The following is a 20,933-nucleotide window of genomic DNA, read 5'->3' on the forward strand; positions in this document are numbered from 1 at the left end:
CCTGATCCCCGCCGAGATCACCTCGGTCTCGGTGTCGACCGATGCCGACGCGGAAAACTCACTGCGCACAGCGGTTTTGGAATTCGCCGACGCGGTCCGTCGCGTCGAGAGGGCGATTGCGACCGCCCGCCGCGGAGACGACGTCGCCGAGGAGTTCGACTTAGCGCCGCTGGGCGACGTCACCGAGGAGGAGTGGCGCGCCCACTGGCCGTCCGGTGACTCGAGCGTCGACGCGGAACCCGACAGCGCCGAAGAAGGCGCCGAGGACGGGGAGGTCGGGGAGGTCGGGGAGACCAAAGCTTCTGGTGGGGGGTCCAAGAAGCGCAAGGGGCGCCGATAACACGCGGCCGAAGCATCTTCCTGCCAGCGATCAATCGAATGTTTGCTATCCGCTGCATTTACCTTTATCGGCACGCGAATCCAGCTAGCCAGAATCAATGTTAGCGAACTTCAATCGCCCCGAAATCGACGCCCTGGCGCCCGGCGGAAGCCGGTTTGGTGGTGATCCCGTGGGACGATGTTCATGGTCCAGCGAGGTATAGGGGAGTTGCAAAACGGAAGCCGGGAAGCAAAGCAAAGCCAGGGAAGTCATCGTGTCGCCACGGCGTTGGTTGCGGGCGGTCGCCGTTATCGGTGCGACCGCCATGCTTTTGGCGTCCAGTTGCACCTGGCAGCTCAGCCTTTTCATCCCCGACGGCGTGCCCCCGCCGGCGGGGGATCCGGTGCCCCCGGTAGACACTCACGCCAGCGGCCGGCCCGCGGACCAACTGCGTGACTGGGCGGAGAAGCGGTCGCCGGCACTCGAAATCCCGGTCATCGCGCTGGAGGCGTACGCGTACGCCGCCCGGGTCGCCGAAGTCGAGAATCCGAAGTGCCACATCGCCTGGACCACGCTGGCCGGCATCGGGCAGGTGGAGAGTCACCACGGCACGTACCGGGGCGCCATGCTGGCGCCCAACGGAGACGTGAGCCCTCCCATCCGGGGTGTTCGCCTCGACGGCAGTGGCGACACCATGCGCATCGTCGACGAAGATGACGACGCGGACGGCAGCGGCGTGGCACGCGCGTTGGGGCCGATGCAATTCATCCCGGAGACCTGGCGGTTGTACGGGGTCGACGCCAACAACGACGGCGTGGTCAACCCGGACAACATCGACGACGCCGCGCTCTCGGCGGCGGGTTATTTGTGTTGGCGCGGCAAGGATCTCGCGACCCCGCGCGGGTGGATAACCGCGCTGCGGGCCTACAACAACTCGGGCGTCTACGCGCGCGCCGTCCGGGACTGGGCGACTGCCTATGCGGCGGGCCACCCGCTGTAGAAGGATAGAGCGCTGACCCGGGCTTTAGGCTGAAGGCTGCCGGGGCCTTTCCAGAGGGTAGAGCGCAAAGGAGAACCCAGTGCCGATTATCGAGCAGGTCGGAGCCCGCGAGATCCTCGATTCCCGTGGTAACCCGACGGTCGAGGTCGAGGTGGCTCTGATCGACGGAACCTTCGCCCGCGCAGCGGTGCCGTCCGGCGCGTCGACCGGCGAGCACGAGGCGGTCGAGTTGCGCGACGGCGGCGAACGTTACGGCGGCAAGGGCGTCAAGAACGCCGTGCAAGCCGTCCTGGACGAGATCGCCCCGGCTGTGATCGGACTCAACGCCGACGACCAGCGGCTCGTCGACCAGGCGCTGGTAGATCTCGACGGCACCCCGGACAAGTCCCGGCTGGGCGGCAACGCGATCCTGGGCGTCTCACTGGCCGTCGCCAAAGCGGCCGCGGATTCCGCCGAACTGCCGCTGTTCCGCTACATCGGCGGGCCCAACGCGCACATCCTGCCGGTGCCGATGATGAACATCGTCAACGGCGGCGCGCACGCCGACACGGGCGTGGACATCCAGGAGTTCATGGTGGCCCCGATCGGCGCCCCCAGCTTTGCGGAGGCGCTGCGCTGGGGTGCCGAGGTCTACCACGCACTCAAGTCGGTCCTGAAGAAAGAAGGGCTGTCCACCGGCCTGGGCGACGAGGGCGGCTTCGCCCCGGATGTCGCCGGCACCACCGCCGCGCTGGATCTGATCAGCCGGGCCATCGAGTCGGCCGGCTTCGAACTCGGCGCCGACGTGGCGCTGGCCCTCGACGCCGCGGCCACCGAGTTCTTCACCGACGGCACCGGCTACGCGTTCGAGGGCTCAACCCGCACCGCCGAGCAGATGACCGAGTTCTACGCGGGCTTGCTGGGCTCTTACCCGCTGGTGTCCCTCGAAGACCCGCTGTCCGAAGACGATTGGGACGGTTGGGCCGCACTGACAGCGGCGATCGGCGACCGGGTGCAGATCGTCGGTGACGACATCTTCGTGACCAATCCCGAGCGCCTGGAAGACGGCATCGAAAAGGGTGTGGCAAACGCGTTGCTGGTCAAGGTGAATCAGATCGGCACGCTGACCGAGACATTGGATGCCGTCGCACTGGCCCACCACAGCGGCTACCGGACGATGATGAGTCACCGCAGCGGCGAGACCGAGGACACAACGATCGCCGACCTGGCGGTGGCGGTCGGCTGCGGGCAGATCAAGACCGGCGCGCCGGCCCGCAGTGAGCGCGTCGCCAAATACAATCAGCTGTTGCGGATCGAAGAGGCACTCGGCGACGCCGCCCGCTACGCCGGTGATCTGGCCTTTCCGCGCTACGTGTTGGACTCGAAATAGGTTGAAATAGTTTGGCAGCCAACGGGAAACGTCGCTCTCCGGCATCGCGGCCGGGGCAGGTCGGCGACTCGGCTCGGGGTCGTCGCTCCGCGAAGCCTTCCGCCAAACCGGCCTCGAAGCCGGAGCGGGCCTCGCTGACTCCGACCGTCGCCCGCAGCACCACGCGGACGTTGCGCGAGCAGGTCATCGAACCGATCAAGCAGTCTTTCACCGAATCGGTGGAGCAGCGGTCCGACCAGCGGCTGGGTTTCACCGCGCGGCGGGCCGCGATTTTGGCCGTCGTCGTCTGCGTGTTGACGCTGACCATCGCCGGGCCGGTCCGCACCTACTTCGGGCAACGAACCGAGATGAGCCAGTTGGCGGCCACCGAGGCCGCGCTGCGCCAGCAGATCACCGATCTCCAACAGCGCAAGGAGAAGCTGGCCGACCCGGCCTATGTCGCGGCGCAGGCCCGGCAGCGTCTCGGCTTCGTGAAGCCAGGGGACATCCCGTTCCAAGTCCAGCTCCCGGCGTCGGCGACGGTGGCTCCGCAGCCAGGCTCTGACACGGCAAAACCCGCCAGCACCGCCCCCTGGTACACCTCGCTGTGGCACACCATCGCCGACGCCCCGCACCTGCCACCCTCCGCCGTGCCGGCGGCGCCGCCCGCCCCGGCGGAGCCTGGGCCGCCCGGACCGCCGAAGCCCACCTCACCCGGTGGTTGATCGTGCCGATCTGGAGGCGGTGGCGCGTCAGCTCGGTCGCGAGCCTCGCGGCGTGCTGGAGATCGCCTACCGGTGCGCCGACGGTGAACCCGGCGTGGTGAAGACGGCGCCGAAACTCCCTGACGGCACGCCGTTCCCGACGTTGTATTACCTGACCCACCCGGTGCTCACCGCGGCCGCGAGCCGACTGGAGACGACCGGACTGATGCGCGAGATGACCGAGCGGCTGCGCGTTGAGCCCGAACTCGCCGCCGCGTATCGGCGCGCGCACGAGTCGTATCTGGCCGAGCGGGACGCGATCGAGCCGTTAGGCACCACGTTCTCCGGGGGCGGCATGCCCGACCGGGTCAAGTGCCTGCACGTGCTGATGGCGCATTCCCTGGCCAAGGGACCCGGGGTGAACCCACTCGGCGACGAGGCCCTGGCGCTGCTGGCCGCCGATCCGGGAATGTCGGCGGTGTTGGCATGGCCATGAGCCGGGTGGCCGCAGTCGACTGCGGCACCAACTCCATTCGTCTACTGATCGCAGACGCCTCGGGCGGGCGGCTCCGCGACGTGCACCGTGAGACGCGGATCGTGCGGTTAGGGCAGGGAGTGGACGCGACGGGTCAGTTCGCGCCCGATGCGCTGGCCCGGACCCGTGCCGCGTTGGCTGATTACGCCGCGCTGCTGCAAGTGCACGGTGTCGCGCGCGTGCGGATGGTCGCCACATCGGCGGCTCGCGATGTCACCAACCGCGAAGATTTCTTTGCGATGACGGCCGACGTGCTGGGCGCCGTGATCCCCGGCGCGGTCGCGGAGGTGATCAGTGGAGGCGAGGAGGCGTCGCTGTCGTTCCGCGGAGCCGTCGGCGAATTAGACAGTGCCGGTGCGCCTTTCGTCGTCGTCGACTTGGGCGGTGGGTCGACCGAGATCGTGCTCGGCGAAACTGGGGTAGTGGCAAGCTATTCCGCCGACATCGGCTGCGTGCGGCTGACCGAGCGCTGTTTGCACTCCGACCCGCCGACAGCGGAGGAAGTGGCCGCCGCCCGTCAGGTGGTCCGCGAACAGCTCGACGTCGCACTGCGCGCGGTGCCCGTCGAAGGAGCCCGGACCTGGGTCGGCCTGTCCGGGACAATGACCACGCTGTCCGCGCTGGCCCACCATCTGACCACGTATGACGCTGCGGCCATTCATCTTTCGCGGGTCGCCGCGGGTGATCTGCTGGCGGTTTGCGATCGGCTGATCGGCATGACGCGAGCCCAGCGTGTGGCGCTGCCACCGATGCACGAAGGCCGGGCCGACGTGATCGGCGGCGGCGCGATCGTTGTCCAGGAGTTGGCGCGCGAGCTGCGCGCACGGGCGGGCATCTCGGAGCTGACCGTCAGCGAGCACGACATCCTGGACGGGATCGCGCTGTCGATCGCCGGGTGAGTCGCATCCGACCGCACGCGACTGAATACCGGATCATCAACCGGGTGCGAGCATTGCGGCGGTCCGCCAAGTTGTCGCTGTGAGGTGGACAAAAGGGACACCGTCTCCTCGCCAGGGACGAATGTGGTAGATGTGACTCCGCGCCCTGGCCCCCTACGCCTCGAAGCGGTAGCCCATGCCCGATTCGGTCAACAGATGTTTGGGATGCGACGGGTCGTCTTCGAGTTTGCGTCGCAGCTGCGCCAAATACACACGCAGGTAATGGGTTTCGGTGGCGTACGCCGGTCCCCACACCTCTTTGAGGAGTTCTTCGCGGCCCACCAACTTGCCGCGGTTGCGGACCAGCACTTCGAGCATGCCCCATTCGGTCGGGGTGAGGTGCACTTCGGCGCCATCCTTGGTGACCTTTTTGGCGGACAGATCGACGGTGAACGCGTCGGTTTCGACAACCGGCTGGTCTGTATCGGACGCTGCGGCGTTGCGACGGATCGCGGCGCGCAGCCGGGCCAGGAACTCGTCCATACCAAACGGTTTCGTGACGTAGTCGTCGGCGCCGGCGTCTAAGGCCTCGACCTTGTCCGACGAGTCGGTGCGCGCCGACAACACGATCACGGGTGCGGTCAGCCAGCCACGCAGACCACCCAGCACCTCGATACCCGATATGTCGGGCAGTCCGAGGTCGAGGATTACCACGTCGGGTTTGTGTTCGGCCGCGGCGCGCAAAGCCCCCGCACCGGTCGAAGCGGTGACGACCTCGTAGCCCCGGACGGACAGATTGATTCGCAGCGCGCGCAGGATTTGCGGTTCGTCGTCGATCACCAAAACGCGGGTCATTATTCACCGTATCCTTGCGCGGCAGCCAGATCCACCACCACGGTGAGTCCGCCGCCCGGTGTGTCGTCGGCCGCAATGGTGCCGCCCATGGCCTCGACGAAACCGCGTGCCACCGACATTCCCAGACCCACACCGGTGGTGTTGTCGTGATCACCGAGCCGCTGGAAGGATTCGAAGAGCTGATCCTCGGTGCCGTGCGGGATTCCGGGGCCTTCGTCGATGACATTGATCAGGACGCGATCGCCCACCTGGCCTGCGTTGACCCGGACCAGGCTGTTGGGCGCGTATCGCAGCGCGTTGTCGATCAGGTTGGCCAGGACTCGATCGAGTAGCCCGGCGTCGGCCATCACCACGGCGTCACCGACGTCGACCTTGACCCGGTCGATGGCCGATCTGTAGAAGCCGGTGGCGCCCTTGCCGATACTGACCAACGCGCGCTGCACCGTTTCCTCCAGATACACCCGGCGTAGTTCCGGGCGAACCACGCCGGCGGCCAGACGCGACGAATCGAGTAGGTTTCCGACCAGTGCGGTGAGCTGGTCGATGGACTCCTCGATGGTGGCCAGCAGTTCGGCGGTGTCCTCGGAGGAGAAGGCGACGTCTTCGGCGCGCAGGCTGGACACCGCGACCTTGGCGGCCGCCAGCGGCGTCCGCAGATCGTGGCTGACCGCTGACAGCAGGGAGCGCCTCAGCTCGTCGGCCTTCACGATCGCCTCGGTCCGGCTGGCTTCTTCGGCCAGTTCGCGCTGCCTGATCAGACCCGCGGCCTGCTTGGCCACCGCGGTGAGCACCCGTCGATCACGCGCGGAGAGCTTCCTGCCGGCCAGCAACATCCAGAACTCGTCATCGCCCACCTCGATCGCCGTGTCGGCGGAATCGACCGTCACGCAAGGGTCTTTGCCCACGCAGGCCACGATGTAGCCCCGGTGCTTGGCACGGTCGTCATCCTTCGGCTCGCGCAACATGCTGACCGCGCGCTGCGAGTAGGTTTCTCGCACGCGTTCGAGCAGCGTCTCGAGATCCGCGCCGCGCAGCACCGACCCGGCGAACAGCGTCAAGAGCTCCGCCTCCTGGGAGGCGCGCCGGGCTTCCCGGGTGCGTTTGGTCGCACCGTCGACGAGGACCGCGACCGCGACGGCGATGAGCAGCAACACCAGTTCGGTGATAGCACTGTTGGGTTCGGCGATCGTGAAGCTGTGTCGCGGAGCGATCAGATAATAATTCAGCAGCAACCCGGACAGCACCGCCGAAAGTGCTGCCGGGGCAACGCCTCCCAGCAGGCCCACCAGCAAGACCCCGACAAAGAACAGTGCGCTCTCACCGCCGGTGTCCAGATAAGCGTCCAGCACGGTCACCGTGACCGCACAGATGACCGATGGGATGATGACGGCTGCCAGCCAGGACGCGACGCGTCGCTCGCGGGGCGCGAGCGAGGCCAATCGAAAGTGGCGTTTGGCTTCGTCGTGGGTGACCATATGCACATCGATCTTGCCGGACTGCTGAACAATCGCCGGGCCGATACCCTCGTTGAAGATGCGCGCCCACCGGGACCGGCGGGAGGTGCCGATCACCAGTTGGGTGGCGTTCATCTCGCGGGCGAAATCGAGTAGGGCCGTCGGAGTATCGTCACCGACCACGGTATGCACCGAAGCGTCCAGGCTGCTCGCCAGCTCGCGGATCTTGGCCATCCGGGTCTCGGACAGGCCGGCCAGTCCGTCACCGCGGATGACGTGTACCACCATCAGCTCGGCGCTGGACTTCGACGCGATCCGGGATGCCCGCCGCACTAACGTCTCCGACTCCGGACCGCCGGTCACCGCTACCACGACGCGCTCGCGCGCCTCCCACGTATCCGTGATTCTGTTTTCCGCGCGATACTTGGCCAGTGCGCTATCCACCTGGTCGGCCAGCCACAGCAGCGCCAATTCCCTTAGTGCGGTGAGATTTCCGCGGCGAAAGTAGTTAGACAGCGCCGCGTCGATTCTTGCCGGGGCGTAGACGTTGCCGTGGGATAGCCTGCGGCGCAGCGCCTCCGGCGTGATGTCGACGAGCTCGACCTGCGCGGCCTCCCGCACGATGGAGTCCGGGATCGTCTCCTTCTGTTCGATGCCGGTGATCTGGGCGACGACGTCGTTGAGGCTTTCCAGGTGCTGGATGTTGACGGTGGAGATCACCGTGATGCCGGCGTCGAGCAGCTCCTCGACGTCCTGCCACCGCTTTTGGTTTTTGCTGCCCGGTGTGTTGGTATGGGCGAGTTCGTCGACGAGGACCACCTGCGGGTGGCGCGCCAGAACGGCCGGCACGTCGAGTTCGGCGAAGCTGCCGCCCCGATAGTCGATGTACCGGGGCGGGATGACCTCGATGCCCTCAATGAGCTCAGCGGTTTTCCGGCGGCCGTGGGTCTCGACCACCGCGGCCACCACGTCGGCGCCGCGTTCCAAGCGCCGATGTGCCTCGCCGAGCATCGCGTACGTTTTGCCGACACCGGGAGCCGCACCGAGGTAGATGCGCAGCTCCCCGCGTTTTGGGGGGTGGTCGAGGGTGCTCACGTCAGCCATCATCCCTCTCATGTGTGCTAGTTCGTGACCGGATAGCTGTAGTCACGCCTTAAGGTTGGAAGCGATAACCCATGCCCGCCTGGGTGAGTAGGTGAGTGGGGTGGGAAGGGTCGTCTTCAAGCTTGCGCCGTAGTTGGCCCAGGTAGACGCGCAGGTAGTTGGTGGCGGCCTCGTGGAAAGGGCCGCGAATCTCGTTGAGCAGCGACTCGCGGTCCACTAGCCTTCCGCGGTTACGTACCAGCACCTCGAGGATGCCCCACTCGGTGGGCGTGAGGTGTACCTCGCGTCCGTTTTTGATCACCTTCTTTTCCCAGAGGTCAACGGTGAAGGCGGCGGTTTCGACGACCGGTTCGGCGATTTCGGCCGGTGCGGCGGCGCGCCGGACCGCTGCGCGCAGCCGGGCCAGGAGTTCTTCCATATCAACGGGTTTGGTTAGGTAGTCGTCGGCACCGGCGTCGAGGGCTTCCACCTTGTCAAGGGCTTTGGTGCGGCCCGACATCACCAGCACCGGTGCGGTCATCCAGCTGCGCAGGGCCGCAAGCACTTCTAGCCCGGACATATCGGGTAGGCCGATATCGAGGACCACCACGGTGGGGTGCTGCGCGGCGGCGGCGCGCAACCCGGCAGCTCCGGTGCAGGCGGTGACCACCTGATAGCCTCGCGCGGCCAGGTTGATCCGCAGCGTCCGCAGCAGGAGCGGCTCGTCATCGATGACCAAGACCCGTGTCATTGCCGGGTCATTGCCGGGGAATGAGGGATGTGTGCGCAGCTGGCGCCTCGGCTAACGGTTGATCGGATAGCTGCGGTCCAACGCGAGGTTGAGCTGCAGCACGTTCACCCGGGCCTCGCCCATGAATCCGAGGACCCGTCCATCTTGATTGGCGCGGACCAAGGCGCGCACCTGGTCGGCGGTGACGCCGCGCGCCTTGGCGACCCGCGTGATTTGAAGCTCGGCATAGGCCACGGAGATGTGCGGGTCGAGGCCGCTGCCGCTGGCGGTGACCGCGTCGGCAGGTACGGCCGGGTTGGCGGGAGCGGCTCCGGGAATCGGCACAATCTGCCCTTTCAAGTAGTCCCCGTCATCTTTGGCGCACTCGACCTGCACATTCTGATAGAGGGCCAGGAACGGAGTCGGTGTCGTCCCGCACGGCTCGTTGACGCTGATCACCCGGCTGGGGTGGATGACGTTGCCGCGGGAGTCCCGGGGCCCGATCACCGACAGCACCGCGCCCACACCGCCGCCTGTGCAGAACCGGCGTGATCCGTCGACGCCCTCCAGCTTGCCCACGTCGGCGCTACGCTTGCACACCTGCGTCAGCAGACTCGCCTTGTAGTTCGGATCCGACGCCGGCTTGCCGACGGGCGTGTCGATCATGCTTTCCGGCCCAAGGTTGCTCGCGCCAGAGGACAGGGGGTCGTAGCCGGTGCCGGCCGCCGAGGGGCGGCTCTGGAAGTACTGTGGCAGTGGGTTGCCATCCTTATCGGTGAACGGCTGACCGATCAGCCGGCTGCCGGCCGGCTGGCCGTGGACGGTCAGAATCGACCCTTCGGCTTTGTCGTGCAGTCCCGGAATCTGCCCGATCAGCCAGATGAACAGCGGATAGGCCAGACCGGTGAGCACGGTCAGCACCAGCAGCGCGCGGAAGGCGGCCCAGTGCATGCGGACGAAACTGGAGAAGTTCATGTCAGGACATCCCGGGGACGAATTGGATGAGCAGGTCGATCAGCTTGATACCGACGAACGGGGCAACGATGCCGCCGAGCCCGTAAACGTATAGGTTGCGGCTCAACAGTTTTGACGCACTACTCGGTGTGTAGCGCACCCCGCGCAGCGAGAGCGGGATGAGCATGACGATGATGATCGCGTTGAAGATCACCGCGGACAGGATCGCCGACTGCGGACTGTGCAGCCGCATGATGTTGATCATGTCCAGTCCGGGGAACAAAGCGACGAACATTGCCGGGATGATCGCGAAGTACTTGGCGATGTCGTTGGCGATCGAGAAGGTAGTCAGCGCTCCGCGGGTTATCAGTAACTGTTTGCCGATCTCGACGATCTCGATGAGCTTGGTGGGGTCGGAGTCGAGGTCGACCATGTTGCCGGCCTCTTTGGCGGCCGACGTGCCGGTGTTCATCGCCACCCCCACATCGGCCTGAGCCAAGGCGGGTGCGTCGTTGGTGCCGTCGCCGGTCATCGCGACCAGCTTGCCGCCTTCTTGCTCGCGCTTGATCAGCGCGAGCTTGTCCTCCGGTGTGGCCTCCGCGAGGAAGTCGTCGACACCGGCCTCGTCGGCAATCGCCTTGGCGGTCAAGGGGTTGTCGCCGGTGATCATCACCGTGCGGATGCCCATTTTGCGCATCTCGTCGAAGCGCTCGCGCATACCCTGTTTGACGACGTCTTTGAGGTGGATGACTCCGAGCACCGCCGCCTCGCCATCGCGGCTCTCCCCGACGACCAGCGGAGTGCCGCCGCCGGCGGAGATGCCGTCGACGATCTCGCCGAGCTGGTGGGGCACCTTGCCGCCCTGGGCGCGTACCCATTCCGCGACCGAGTTGGCAGCGCCCTTGCGCAGCTGGTGCCCGTCGACGTCGACACCCGACATACGGGTGGCAGCCGAGAAGGCCACCCATTGGGCTTGCGCGAGTTCGCCGGGTGTGCGGGCGCGCAGCCCGAAGTGATGCTTTGCGTATACGACGATCGAGCGTCCTTCAGGTGTTTCGTCGGCGAGGCTGGACAACTGCGCGGCATCGGCCAGCTGCTCATTGGTGACACCGTCAAGGGGGATGAATGCCCCGGCCTGCCGGTTGCCCAGGGTGATGGTGCCCGTCTTGTCCAGCAAAAGTGTGTTGACGTCGCCCGCGGCCTCCACCGCCCGCCCGGACATCGCGAGCACATTGCGCTGTACCAGCCGGTCCATGCCGGCGATGCCGATGGCCGACAGAAGCGCGCCGATCGTCGTGGGGATCAGGCACACCAGCAGCGACACCATCACGATCCCGGTGACACCATTTGTGTCGAGCGCCTGGGTGTCGGGGACGCCGGGGTTGTTGATCTTCGAATAGATCGCCAATGGCTGCAGGGTCGCGACGGCGAAGACGAAGATGATCGTCAAGGCGGCCAGCAGGATGTTCAGCGCGATCTCGTTGGGGGTTTTCTGCCGGTTGGCACCCTCGACGAGCGCGATCATCCGGTCGATGAAGCTCTCTCCCGGCTTCTGGGTGATTTTCACGACGATCCGGTCGCTCAGCACGGTGGTGCCGCCGGTGACCGCCGAGCGGTCACCGCCGGATTCGCGGATCACCGGCGCCGACTCGCCCGTGATCGCCGATTCGTCAACTGAGGCAATGCCTTCCACCACGTCGCCATCGCCCGGTATCACCTGCCCGGCTTCGATGACGACGATGTCGCCCTGCTGCAACAGCGGCGCTGCAACCTCTTCCTCCACTGCGGAGGCGCCCGGTTCCCAGTTCTTGAGTCGCCGCGCCATGGTGGAGGTTTTCGCTTTGCGGAGCGTTTCCGCCTGAGCCTTTCCGCGGCCTTCGGCCACCGCCTCCGCGAGATTCGCGAACAGCACCGTCAGCCACAGCCAGACCACGATCAACCACGCGAACCATGATTCGTCGGCGATCGCCAACACGGTGCTCCACACGGCGCCGATTTCGACGATGAACATCACCGGGTTCCGCCACAGGGTGCGCGGGTCCAGTTTGCGCAGCGCATCCGGCGTCGACTTCCACAGCATCTTGGGATCGAGCAAGCCACCCTGCACTCGTTTCGTGCTGGTGGGGGTCGCGGGCTGCGTGTGCGCAGCCGGATCGACGGTGGGCGCGGTCATCAGTGAATTCCTTCAGCGAGAGGCCCGAGCGCGAGCATGGGCAGGAAGGTGAGGGCAACGAGAATGATCGTGACGCCGGCGACCATTCCGACGAACTGTGGCCGATGGGTGGGCAGTGTGCCCACGGATTCCGGCGTCATGCCCTGTTTGGCCAGTGAGCCGGCCAAGGCGAGCACGAAGATCATGGGCAGGAATCTGCCGAAAACCATTGCCAGCCCGAGGGCGGTGTTGTACCAGTTGGTGTTGACGCTGATTCCGGCGAACGCCGACCCGTTGTTATTGGCCGCGGAGGTGAACGCGTACAAGACCTCCGACAACCCGTGCGGACCGGTGTTGAGCATGCCGGCGCGTTCGCCCGGCAGCGCCATCGCGATGGCGGTGCCGGTCAGCACGATCAACGGCGTGACCAGGAAATAGCTTGCGGCGAGCTTGATTTCACGCGGGTTGATCTTCTTGCCGAGGTATTCCGGTGTGCGCCCGACCATCAGCCCGGCGACGAAGACGGTGATCACCGCGAGGATCAGCATGCCGTACAGGCCCGAGCCCGTGCCGCCGGGGGCGACCTCCCCGAGCTGCATGTTGAACATCGCCATCATGCCGCCGAGGCTGGTGTAGGAGTCGTGGAACGAGTCGACGGCGCCGGTGGAGGTGAGCGTCGTCGAGTCGGCGAACACCGCCGAGTTGGCGACGCCGAACCGCTGCTCGACGCCCTCCATGGCGGCGCCGACGGCGGTCGGCACGGTGCCGTGGTGCTGCAACTGGAACCACATCATGAACGACACGCTGATCGCGTACAGCGTGGCCATGACCGACGCGATGGCGTAGCCCTGCTTGGTGCTGCCCACCAGGCGCCCAAAGGTGCGCGGTAGCGAGAAGCTGATCACCAGTAGGAGGAAGATCTCGAACCAGTTGGTCCACGTCGTCGGGTTCTCGAACGGGTGCGATGAGTTCGCGTTGTAGAACCCGCCGCCGTTGGTGCCGAGCTCCTTGATCGCCTCCTGGCTAGCCACCGGGCCGCCGGTGATCGTCTGCTGGGCGCCCCCCAGGGTGCTGACGACCTGGTCGTGGAGGTGGAAGTTCTGGATCGCCCCGCCCGCGATCAGCACGATCGCGGCGACGACCGAAATCGGCAGCAGGATGCGAAGCACGGTCCGCACCATGTCGACCCAGAAGTTGCCCAGCTCGCCGGTGCGCTTGCGGGCGAACCCGCGCACCAGTGCGATCGCCACTGCCATGCCGACGGCGGCCGAGACGAAGTTCTGCACCGCCAGCCCGGCCATCTGCACCAGATGACCGTCGGTGGACTCACCGGAGTAGGCCTGCCAGTTGGTATTGGTGGTGAAGCTGACCGCGGTGTTCCACGCCAGCGCAGGGGTCATTTTTGTGGCCGGATCATGCAGGTGCAACGGCAACTTGCCCTGCACGAGCTGGAACACGAACAAGAACAGGATGCTGATCGACGAGAACGCCAAGACGCTTCGGGCATAGGCGCCCCACGTCTGCTCCGAGCGCGCATCAACGCCGATCAACCGGTAGATCACCCGCTCGACCTGTAGGTCCTTCTCCGACGTGTAAACCCGATACATGTAGTCGCCAAGGGGCACATGAACCGCCACCAGTGCCGCAACGAGAACGACGAGGAAGATGATCCCCGCTGTTGTTGTGCTCATCTAGAACCTCTCTGGGAACAGCAAGGCACCCCCGAGATACAGCGCAAGGAGGATAGAAAGTGCCAAGCCGACGACGTTTTCGTAGCTCACAGCCGCTCGACCAGCTTCTGCGCCAGGCCGAGCAGGGCGAACACCGCCACCGTCAGCAGGATGTATACCAACACGCCCATCTTGTCTCCGTTCGGCGCCAGTCACGTGCATACGAAAGAACCTCATCGAGTCAGCCGCTGCGCAGCCTCGGAGGCAAGGTCAGCTTGAAGTTAGTTGGGGCCGGGTCGGTGGGGCCTTTGGTTGACACTTTCCTAACGGCGTCGCAGTGCACCTTTACGGTTTCTTAACGGGACGCCGTGACACGCAGTAGCACGGCGCGCACGACAGGGGGATGTCATTCGTTGAGGAGTTCGTACACGGCTCGCAATGCGACGTATCGGCGATCGACGTCGGCGCGATCGGATTCATCGGGAACCGATTCAACGTTCGCGCGCAAGATCATGGCCGCTTGATCCATCAGGACTTGCGCGCGTTGCGGGTCGGTCGTTTGCTCCATAATTGTCGTTAACGCCTCGAGCTGGCGGATCATCACCGCCGGCATCCCCCGGCTGGCTTGGCGGATCTTTTCAAAGGCTCGCTGCACCAGCCGCTCGTAGCTGACTTGATCGGAGATGACGCGGATGACTCCTCGACTGTCGCGATGAACTTGGGTGGGCGTCCATACCGGTGCGATCTTGCACAGGCAGTCGCTGAGCCAGTCGATGCACGTTAGTGCTGTGAAGGTGTCGTTGACGGCGGGGGATAGCGCCCGGATGGCGATCTCGACGAGCTGATCGACGCCGAAGGCGACGTCTTGTGTGAGGGTGCGGTGCGGTCCGGTTGCCTGAGCACGGTCCAGGTAGTCGGCCACCCGCTCGGCGGCGGCGGGGGGCCACACGCTGGCCAGTTCACGGCCTTGAACAAGGAAGTGCCCAGGGCGATACGGCAGCCGGATCACCGCGTCCGCCTCGGTGGCAATACGGATCAGCTTCCTGTGGCGGATGAATTGTAAGTAGCCACTTCTTGGGGTGCGAATGACGCCGCCCGAGGCTTCGATCTTGACGAGCAGCTCGTCCAGCGAGGGACCTTCATCGGGCGTATGCGTCGCGAATCGTGGCTGGTCCTCGCTTTGCACCGCGACGGCTTGGGCCAGGTCTTTGGCGATGCTGGCGATGACCTGTGGCAGCTGGATTTGCGTGGTGATGTGGTGAATGAAATAGATCAGCACCGCGAGATCGATGAGCACCAGGCCGAAAGCGGTTGTGATCGATATGTGAGGGACGAACTCGCCCCGATCGCCGGGTCCGATTGACACCAGCGCCACAACGCAATACACAAATGTTGCCACGAACGTTCCCAGCGTGAGCTGGGTGCCGCGGTCGCGGATGAAGTTGCGCAGCATCCGCGGACCAAACTGCGTCGAAGCCAGCGTCAATGTCACGATCGTGATGGAAAAGACGATGCCGACGACGGTAATCACCGACGCCGCGATCGAGGTCAAAATCTGACGGGCCGCGTCGGCGCTGCCGCTGATCACCCAGCCAGGGGGCCGGAACTGGCCGTGGTAAGCGCCTTGGTCGAGCCGGAGGGTAAGCGCGAAAAGCCCGAGCGCACCGAGTATCACTGTGGACGGAACCAACCACAAATTGGTGCGCAGCTCTTCTCGCTGCCACTGTGGCCACGCCATGCCAAGCCGTGGCATCACCTCGGTGCAGCCGCCGGCCGAACGGGCAACATCGCGTTCACCACCACGGCGGATATCCAACTGACCAACCGCGATGAGCGCAAGTTGTGCCTGCTGACGGCACCAGGAGATGCGGGCCCCACCCGGGTGGGATCGACGCTCGCCTACTGGCTCATGTTCGTCGCCGGGGCGATAAATTTGCGTAAATGTTGGTGCCTTAAGCGTATTGATGCCGTTTGGGCTGCAGCCGGTGTCGCCGGCTCGGCGTACACCTGGGTCCATGCGAAGCACCCAACAGCGAAATGAACCGGGTGTAGCCCCACCGACCCCGGAGCGACCGGTAGTACCGAGTTGGTGGTCTTGGCTGCTTGACGGCGCCCACCCGTGGGGATCGTTTGATGCTGTCGTCAGCCGTTACGGTGTTCGGCGCTCTCGGTTGATCATCTACCCGCCTCGAACCAGTACCGTCGATCGGCGGCTGGCGCGGCTATGGCGGGGGTGGCCGCTGGGTGGCGCCCTGCTCGGACTGCTCGCACTCATGATGCTCGGCAACGCGGTGGCCTCACCCCTCACGGTGCTGGCAGTCGTCGTGACCATCTATGCGAGTATCGGCGCGCTGCTCTTCCTGCTAGCCGGACCCACCCGCGTGCAAGTCAGGTCCATGTCAGTGATTCTCATGCCTGGAACCCCCGACGCGCAGCAGCAACGCAGGTACGCCGAATGGCAAACCCTGGTGGCCGCGCTGATCCACGCTGACCGCATGTTGACGACCGGCGCGATCTCAGCGGCCGAGCGTGAGGCCACCTGGTGGGAAGCTTACGACCGTCTCGAGGAGACCACCCATGTCTAACACGCTGTCGCAGATTCCCCTCGCCGTCGCTGCGGCATCAACTTTGCTCACCGTCTGGTACGTGGGACGGAAGGGACCAGGGCGATCCCGCTCCGCATCTTGGACTGGTCGGCGACAACAGGATGTGCATGGGGTTGAAACGAAGGTGACACGACAGACTCCACGCCGCCGTCTGCCGTACCCGTGGTGAGGCGCAGCCTTCGTGGTGGGGGCCGCATTGCTCGGTGCCGATCCTTTTTAACGAACCGCCTACCGCGGCAGTGCGTCGGAAGCCGGGCCGATCGCCAACGCGGGCAGGTACTCGAGCCCGACGATGATCAGAGTCGCGCCGGCGATGAGGAAAACGAACGTCGGACTGTGCGTGCGCAGGGTTCCGGCGGTGATGACACCAGCCCGCTGGGCCGCGAAGGTCCCGGCCATCGCGAGCACGGCAACGATCGGCAGGAACCGACCCGCCACCATCGCGAGGGCGAGCGCAATGTTGTACCACGTGGTGTTGCCGGAAAATCCGCCGAAGGCGCTGCCGTTGTTGGCCGCGGCACTGGTGAACGCGTACAGCACTTCGGAGAGCCCGTGGGGGCCAGCGTTGAGCATGGCGGCCGTTGAGCATGGCGGCGCGTTCACCCGGAAGCGCCATGGCCATCGCGGTTCCAATTAGAACCCCCGCGGGGAGGGTCAATATGTAGAGGCTGATGAGCTTCATGTGGCGGGAATGGAGCCGCTGCTTGAGGTATTCCGGTGTCCGCCCGATCATCAGGCCGCCGAGGAAGACCGCGAGCAGGGTCATCATCACCGGGCCGTCGAGCCCGCTGCCCGGACCGCCGGGGGCCACTTCGCCAAGCATCATGTTCAGCATCAGCACCGCTCCGCCGACGCTGGCGTAGCTGTCATACGAAGAGTTTGCGCCGCCGTCGGCGCTGGCGGTCGCGGCCCGACCGAAGATGGCGCTGCCGGGCACGCCAAAGCGGGTCTCGGTGCCTTCGGTCGCCGCTCCGACGGCGTGGATCACAGTGCCGTTCGGCACCAGATCAGACGCGATGATTGCCGCGGTGCCAATCACGAATAGGATTGCGGCTGCTGCAAATAGCGCCCAACCCTGTCTCTTGTCGCCGACCATCACCCCAAGGGTTCTGATGAATGCGACCGGAATCAAAAGCATCGCAACGATTTCTACGACGTCGGTGAGCGGTGTCGGGTTCTCGAAAGGATGGGCTGTTGACGCTGAAGGCGCCACCGCCGTCCCCGGACATCAGCTTGATCGATTCCCACCTGGCCACGGGGCCGCCAAGAATGGCCTGACGTCCACCAGTAAGGGTCGTGACAGTCCTGCGCGCCATGCAAATGGTTGACCACCCCGAGCGCGAGCAAGATCAGCGTGACGACGGTCGACAGCGGGACAAGGATGCGCACCACCGTTCGCACCAGGTCGACCCAGAAGTTGGCTATGTTCGCTCCGGTACTGCGCAAGTCGTCGGATCAGCGCCACAGCGACACACATTCCGACCGCGCAGCTGGCGAACGCCTGAACGCCCAGTCCGGCCAGCAACCCGACGTGTCCGAGTGTGGTTCGCCGGGGTAGTTCTGCCAACTGGTGTCGGTGACGAACGAGATTGCCGTGTTGAACGCCAGCGCAGGCGTCATACCCCTGTGCCCCCATGGTTCTGGCAGTCGCGTCTGCGCTAGTAGCAGCCCGTACAGCAACAGCACGCTGACGGCGGAGAACGCCAGCACCGATGTGCTGTATTTCATCCACCGCTGCCGGTCGTCGGGTTGAGCCCCAATCAGCCGGTAGAGCACCTTTTCGAGACGCCAATGCCGCGTATCGGCATAGACGCTGGCCATGTAGTCGCCCAGCGGCACGTGCAGGATCACGACCAAGGCGGCAACGGCGGCAACCTGCAGCCGGGCCGCCGTTGCCCACTGAGATGGATTTTCGATGGAAATGCTCCTTACGCGGCCCAACCTCTCCGAGGAGAAGCTGCGGCGCATGTGGTCCAGACATGCGGGCCTTACGGAATCCCTACGTGATATCCGGGGACACTGACGCAATATTGACCGACGTTTCGCCCGCGTGGTCGTGGAGTGAGGTTTCGGATCGCACAGGGGAACAGCTAGGACACCGCGGCGCCCTCGGACCTCACATGGACCGCTGCCGAGTCGAGCACGGTGCCAACCGGCCTCGTTCGCTACGAGTTATCCGTTATCGGGTTGTCGATCATCGGGATTCGCACCCGAAAGACGGTTCGACCGTTAGCCGACTCGGCGGTGACCGAGCCGTGATGCGCTTTGACGATCGAGCTGACGATGGCCAGGCCGAGTCCGTTGCCTGCCCCGTTGGTCCGGGACTGATCGGCACGAACGAATCGCTGGAAGAGCCGCGGCAGGATCGCGGCGTCGATGTCGGGTCCGTCGTTACCGACCGTCAGTTCCGCGAATGGCGCGTCGGGGCCGCGGAAGTGGCGGCTGATCTCCGTGGTCACGGTGACGCCGGCCGGCGTATGGACTCGGGCGTTGGTGAGTAGGTTGCTGACGAGCTGATGCAGTCGCGCTTGATCGCCACGGATCCACACGGGCGCGTCAGGCAAGTTCTTGACCCACTCGTGTGTCGGGGCCGCGACCGCCGCGTCGTTCACCGCGTTGATGGTGACATCGGCCAGGTCGACGTCGTCGGTCTGTAGATCTTCGCCCTCGCCCAAACGTGAGAGCAGCAGCAGCTGGTCCACCAGCGACGTCATGCGCCGGGCCTCGGACTCAATGCGGGCCAGCGCGTACTCGGTGGTCGGCGGCAGCGCCGAACTGTCTTGGCGGGTGAGTTCGGCATAGCCCTGGATCGAAGCCAGCGGGGTGCGCAGCTCGTGGCTGGCGTCGGTGATGAACTGCCGCATGCGCAAGTCCGAATCGGCGCGGTGCGCCAGCGCGCTATCTACGTTGTCCAGCAATCGGTTCAGCGTGTGCCCGACGATTCCGACTTCGTTGTCGGGATCGGTGTCCTCGGGGCGCACTCTGGCACTGATGTGGTGGTCGTCGCCGGTGAGCGGCATCGCGGCGACCTCCGCGGCGGTGGCGGCGACCCGCTGCAGCGGGCGAAGGGCCAATCCGACCACCCAAATCGTGAGCCCCGCGGTGATGAGTAGCGCCGCCGCTACCAGGATCGTCGTGGTGATGTTCTTGCGCTTGATGATCTGGTTGGCGAGGTTCAGCGACACCCCGACGACCAGAACGTCGGATCCCTCGATGCTGCAGTCGACCCGGTAGGAACCCAGGCTGCCGAGTTTTTGGGTATGCGGCGGTCCGTCGACCCAGTGCTGCTCCTGGATCGCGCGGACGACATCGGGCGGTGCGGGGCGTGGCTCGTCTTCGGAGAAGACGGCCGATCCGACCACCACGCCGTCGTGCACGACGGCGATCAGGTTTCCCGGCGTCTGTCCGGGAAACTCGAGCAGCGCCTCGGGTATCGGCGGAGTGGTCGGGTGGACAGGTGTGTGTTCGCCCTTACGGTAGCGGTCGTACGAGTGGGTGAACGCGTGCAGGGATTTGGCGACCTCAGCGTCGTTCATCGCGGTGACGTAGCCGCGCAGGGTCAGCACAGAGACGACGCCGACGGCGACCAGCACAGCGCTGACCACGACCAATACGCCCAACAGCAACTGGCGGCGCAACGAACGCGGGAGCCACCTCGGCGTGTTCCGGTCGTCGCCCATTCCGGAGTTATTCTGGCGGTCGAAGCATGTATCCAACACCGCGCACAGTATGGATCATCGACTCCCTGCCGGAGTCGATCTTTTTTCTCAGGTACGAGATGTAGAGGTCAACGATGCTGGTCCGGCCGGCGAAATCGTAGTTCCAGACCCGGTCCAGGATCTCGGTGCGGCTCAGCGCCCGCCGTGGGTTACGCATGAGGAAGCGCAGCAGTTCGAACTCGGTCGAGGACAGCGATATCGGGTCGCCGGCGCGGGTCACCTCGCGGCTGGCGGTGTCGACTTTCAGATCGCCGACTTTGAGAGACTCGCCGGCGGGCGGGCTCTGCTGGCTGGACCGTCGCAGCAACCCGCGCAGCCGGGCGACCAGCTCCTCCAGGCTGAACGGCTTGGTCATGTAGTCGTCGGCGCCCGCGGTGAGGCCGGTGACCCGGTCCATGACCGAATCGCGGGCGGTGAGGAACAGCGTCGGGGTGTAGGCGTCGGATTCGCGCACCCGTCGCAGAATGTGCAGCCCGTCCACGTCGGGCAGCATGATGTCGAGGACCAGTACGTCGGGAGTGACCTTGTCGAACTTGGCGATGGCGTCCCGCCCGTTGTGCGCGATCTCGACGTCCCAGCCTTCGTAGTGCAGCGCCATCTTCACCAGGTTGGTCAGCGCCGGTTCGTCGTCCACCAGCAAAACACGGATCGGCGATCCGTCGGCTCGATAGATGCGTGGCAACTGGCCGAGGATGGCCTGGCGCGGCCGCTGGGTCCCCGCGTAACTAGTCATTGCGGTCATTGTTGAATTCTCCCAACCGCATATGCGGTTGTCACGGAGTTCATAGAGATCTCAAATCTAAGCGGGCTCGGCGGCCGGCAACGGCCCGAAGGTTGACGACTGTATATGGGTTTCATATGTGTCGTGCCGCCCTGTTTGCTATCTCCGAAAATACTGTGCATCAGCGCCGTTGATTTTGACGACT

Annotated in this window: 17 protein-coding genes and 3 pseudogenes; 7 read left to right on the forward strand and 13 right to left on the reverse strand. The window is 65.3% G+C overall.

What is annotated here, in order from left to right; translation table 11 throughout:
* The 6 genes and pseudogenes from VML93_RS34180 to VML93_RS34205 all read left to right on the forward strand — a co-directional run.
* Window positions 1-340 (forward strand): annotated as a pseudogene (locus VML93_RS34180) (nucleoside triphosphate pyrophosphohydrolase); the annotation flags it as partial.
* A gap of 253 nt (window positions 341-593) precedes the next feature.
* Window positions 594-1,319 (forward strand): lytic transglycosylase domain-containing protein, encoded by a 726-nt coding sequence (locus VML93_RS34185; protein WP_325617597.1) that lies wholly within the window; start codon window positions 594-596, stop codon window positions 1,317-1,319.
* Between the two features lie 79 nt (window positions 1,320-1,398).
* Complete coding sequence (gene eno / locus VML93_RS34190; RefSeq protein ID WP_325617599.1) at window positions 1,399-2,688, forward strand: phosphopyruvate hydratase; 1,290 nt, start codon at window positions 1,399-1,401, stop codon at window positions 2,686-2,688.
* Window positions 2,689-2,699: 11 nt separating this feature from the next.
* Window positions 2,700-3,392 carry a septum formation initiator family protein gene (locus VML93_RS34195; RefSeq protein ID WP_325617601.1) on the forward strand — a complete coding sequence of 231 codons (693 nt, stop codon included), beginning with the start codon at window positions 2,700-2,702 and terminating at the stop codon, window positions 3,390-3,392.
* On the forward strand, window positions 3,385-3,867 hold the full coding sequence (locus VML93_RS34200; RefSeq protein WP_325617603.1) for a DUF501 domain-containing protein: 483 nt from the start codon (window positions 3,385-3,387) through the stop codon (window positions 3,865-3,867). The genes VML93_RS34195 and VML93_RS34200 overlap by 8 nt, the downstream gene beginning before the upstream one ends.
* Entirely contained in the window at window positions 3,858-4,805 is a 948-nt protein-coding gene (locus VML93_RS34205) for a Ppx/GppA phosphatase family protein (protein WP_325617605.1), read from the forward strand. Before VML93_RS34200 ends, VML93_RS34205 begins: the two co-directional genes overlap by 10 nt.
* A gap of 153 nt (window positions 4,806-4,958) precedes the next feature.
* Here the strand turns inward: VML93_RS34205 and VML93_RS34210 are convergent, their stop codons facing one another.
* The 8 genes from VML93_RS34210 to VML93_RS34245 all read right to left on the reverse strand — a co-directional run bounded on the left by VML93_RS34210 (window position 4,959) and on the right by VML93_RS34245 (window position 15,699).
* Window positions 4,959-5,639 (reverse strand): response regulator, encoded by a 681-nt coding sequence (locus VML93_RS34210; RefSeq protein ID WP_325617606.1) that lies wholly within the window; start codon window positions 5,637-5,639, stop codon window positions 4,959-4,961.
* On the reverse strand, window positions 5,639-8,209 hold the full coding sequence (locus tag VML93_RS34215) for an ATP-binding protein (RefSeq protein ID WP_414686522.1): 2,571 nt from the start codon (window positions 8,207-8,209) through the stop codon (window positions 5,639-5,641). The genes VML93_RS34210 and VML93_RS34215 overlap by 1 nt, the downstream gene beginning before the upstream one ends.
* A gap of 37 nt (window positions 8,210-8,246) precedes the next feature.
* On the reverse strand, window positions 8,247-8,927 hold the full coding sequence (locus VML93_RS34220; RefSeq protein WP_325617610.1) for a response regulator transcription factor: 681 nt from the start codon (window positions 8,925-8,927) through the stop codon (window positions 8,247-8,249).
* Window positions 8,928-8,978: 51 nt separating this feature from the next.
* Window positions 8,979-9,881: a potassium-transporting ATPase subunit C gene (locus VML93_RS34225; protein ID WP_325617612.1), complete on the reverse strand. Its 903-nt coding sequence runs from the start codon at window positions 9,879-9,881 to the stop codon at window positions 8,979-8,981.
* Between the two features lies 1 nt (window position 9,882).
* Complete coding sequence (kdpB, locus tag VML93_RS34230) at window positions 9,883-12,033, reverse strand: potassium-transporting ATPase subunit KdpB (protein WP_325617614.1); 2,151 nt, start codon at window positions 12,031-12,033, stop codon at window positions 9,883-9,885.
* Entirely contained in the window at window positions 12,033-13,703 is a 1,671-nt protein-coding gene (kdpA, locus tag VML93_RS34235; protein ID WP_325617616.1) for a potassium-transporting ATPase subunit KdpA, read from the reverse strand. The genes kdpB and kdpA overlap by 1 nt, the downstream gene beginning before the upstream one ends.
* Window positions 13,704-13,919, reverse strand: coding sequence for a potassium-transporting ATPase subunit F (locus VML93_RS34240; protein WP_325617618.1), 216 nt, complete (start codon window positions 13,917-13,919; stop codon window positions 13,704-13,706).
* 169 nt (window positions 13,920-14,088) lie between these two features.
* Entirely contained in the window at window positions 14,089-15,699 is a 1,611-nt protein-coding gene (locus VML93_RS34245) for a DUF2254 domain-containing protein (RefSeq protein ID WP_325617620.1), read from the reverse strand.
* Between VML93_RS34245 and VML93_RS34250 the strand changes: the two genes are divergently transcribed.
* On the forward strand, window positions 15,698-16,267 hold the full coding sequence (locus VML93_RS34250; RefSeq protein ID WP_325617622.1) for a DUF6611 family protein: 570 nt from the start codon (window positions 15,698-15,700) through the stop codon (window positions 16,265-16,267). The genes VML93_RS34245 and VML93_RS34250 overlap by 2 nt on opposite strands.
* Window positions 16,268-16,516: 249 nt before the next feature.
* Here VML93_RS34250 and VML93_RS34255 read toward each other — a convergent pair whose 3' ends face one another.
* The 5 genes and pseudogenes from VML93_RS34255 to VML93_RS34280 all read right to left on the reverse strand — a co-directional run bounded on the left by VML93_RS34255 (window position 16,517) and on the right by VML93_RS34280 (window position 20,749).
* On the reverse strand, window positions 16,517-16,891 hold the full coding sequence (locus VML93_RS34255; RefSeq protein ID WP_325617624.1) for a potassium-transporting ATPase subunit KdpA: 375 nt from the start codon (window positions 16,889-16,891) through the stop codon (window positions 16,517-16,519).
* Window positions 16,892-16,925: 34 nt separating this feature from the next.
* Window positions 16,926-17,604 (reverse strand): annotated as a pseudogene (locus VML93_RS34260) (potassium-transporting ATPase subunit KdpA); the annotation flags it as partial.
* A pseudogene (locus tag VML93_RS34270) lies at window positions 17,600-18,256 on the reverse strand (potassium-transporting ATPase subunit KdpA); the annotation flags it as partial. The pseudogenes VML93_RS34270 and VML93_RS34260, both read right to left, overlap by 5 nt.
* Window positions 18,257-18,453: 197 nt before the next feature.
* On the reverse strand, window positions 18,454-19,968 hold the full coding sequence (locus VML93_RS34275) for a HAMP domain-containing sensor histidine kinase (protein WP_325617626.1): 1,515 nt from the start codon (window positions 19,966-19,968) through the stop codon (window positions 18,454-18,456).
* A gap of 7 nt (window positions 19,969-19,975) precedes the next feature.
* The gene (locus VML93_RS34280) at window positions 19,976-20,749 is read right to left on the reverse strand and encodes a response regulator transcription factor (RefSeq protein ID WP_325617628.1); all 774 of its coding nucleotides are present in this window, start codon (window positions 20,747-20,749) and stop codon (window positions 19,976-19,978) included.
* Window positions 20,750-20,933 lie beyond the last annotated feature (184 nt).

The organism is Mycobacterium sp., from assembly GCF_035499775.1.
Taxonomy (GTDB): Bacteria; Actinomycetota; Actinomycetes; order Mycobacteriales; family Mycobacteriaceae; genus Mycobacterium.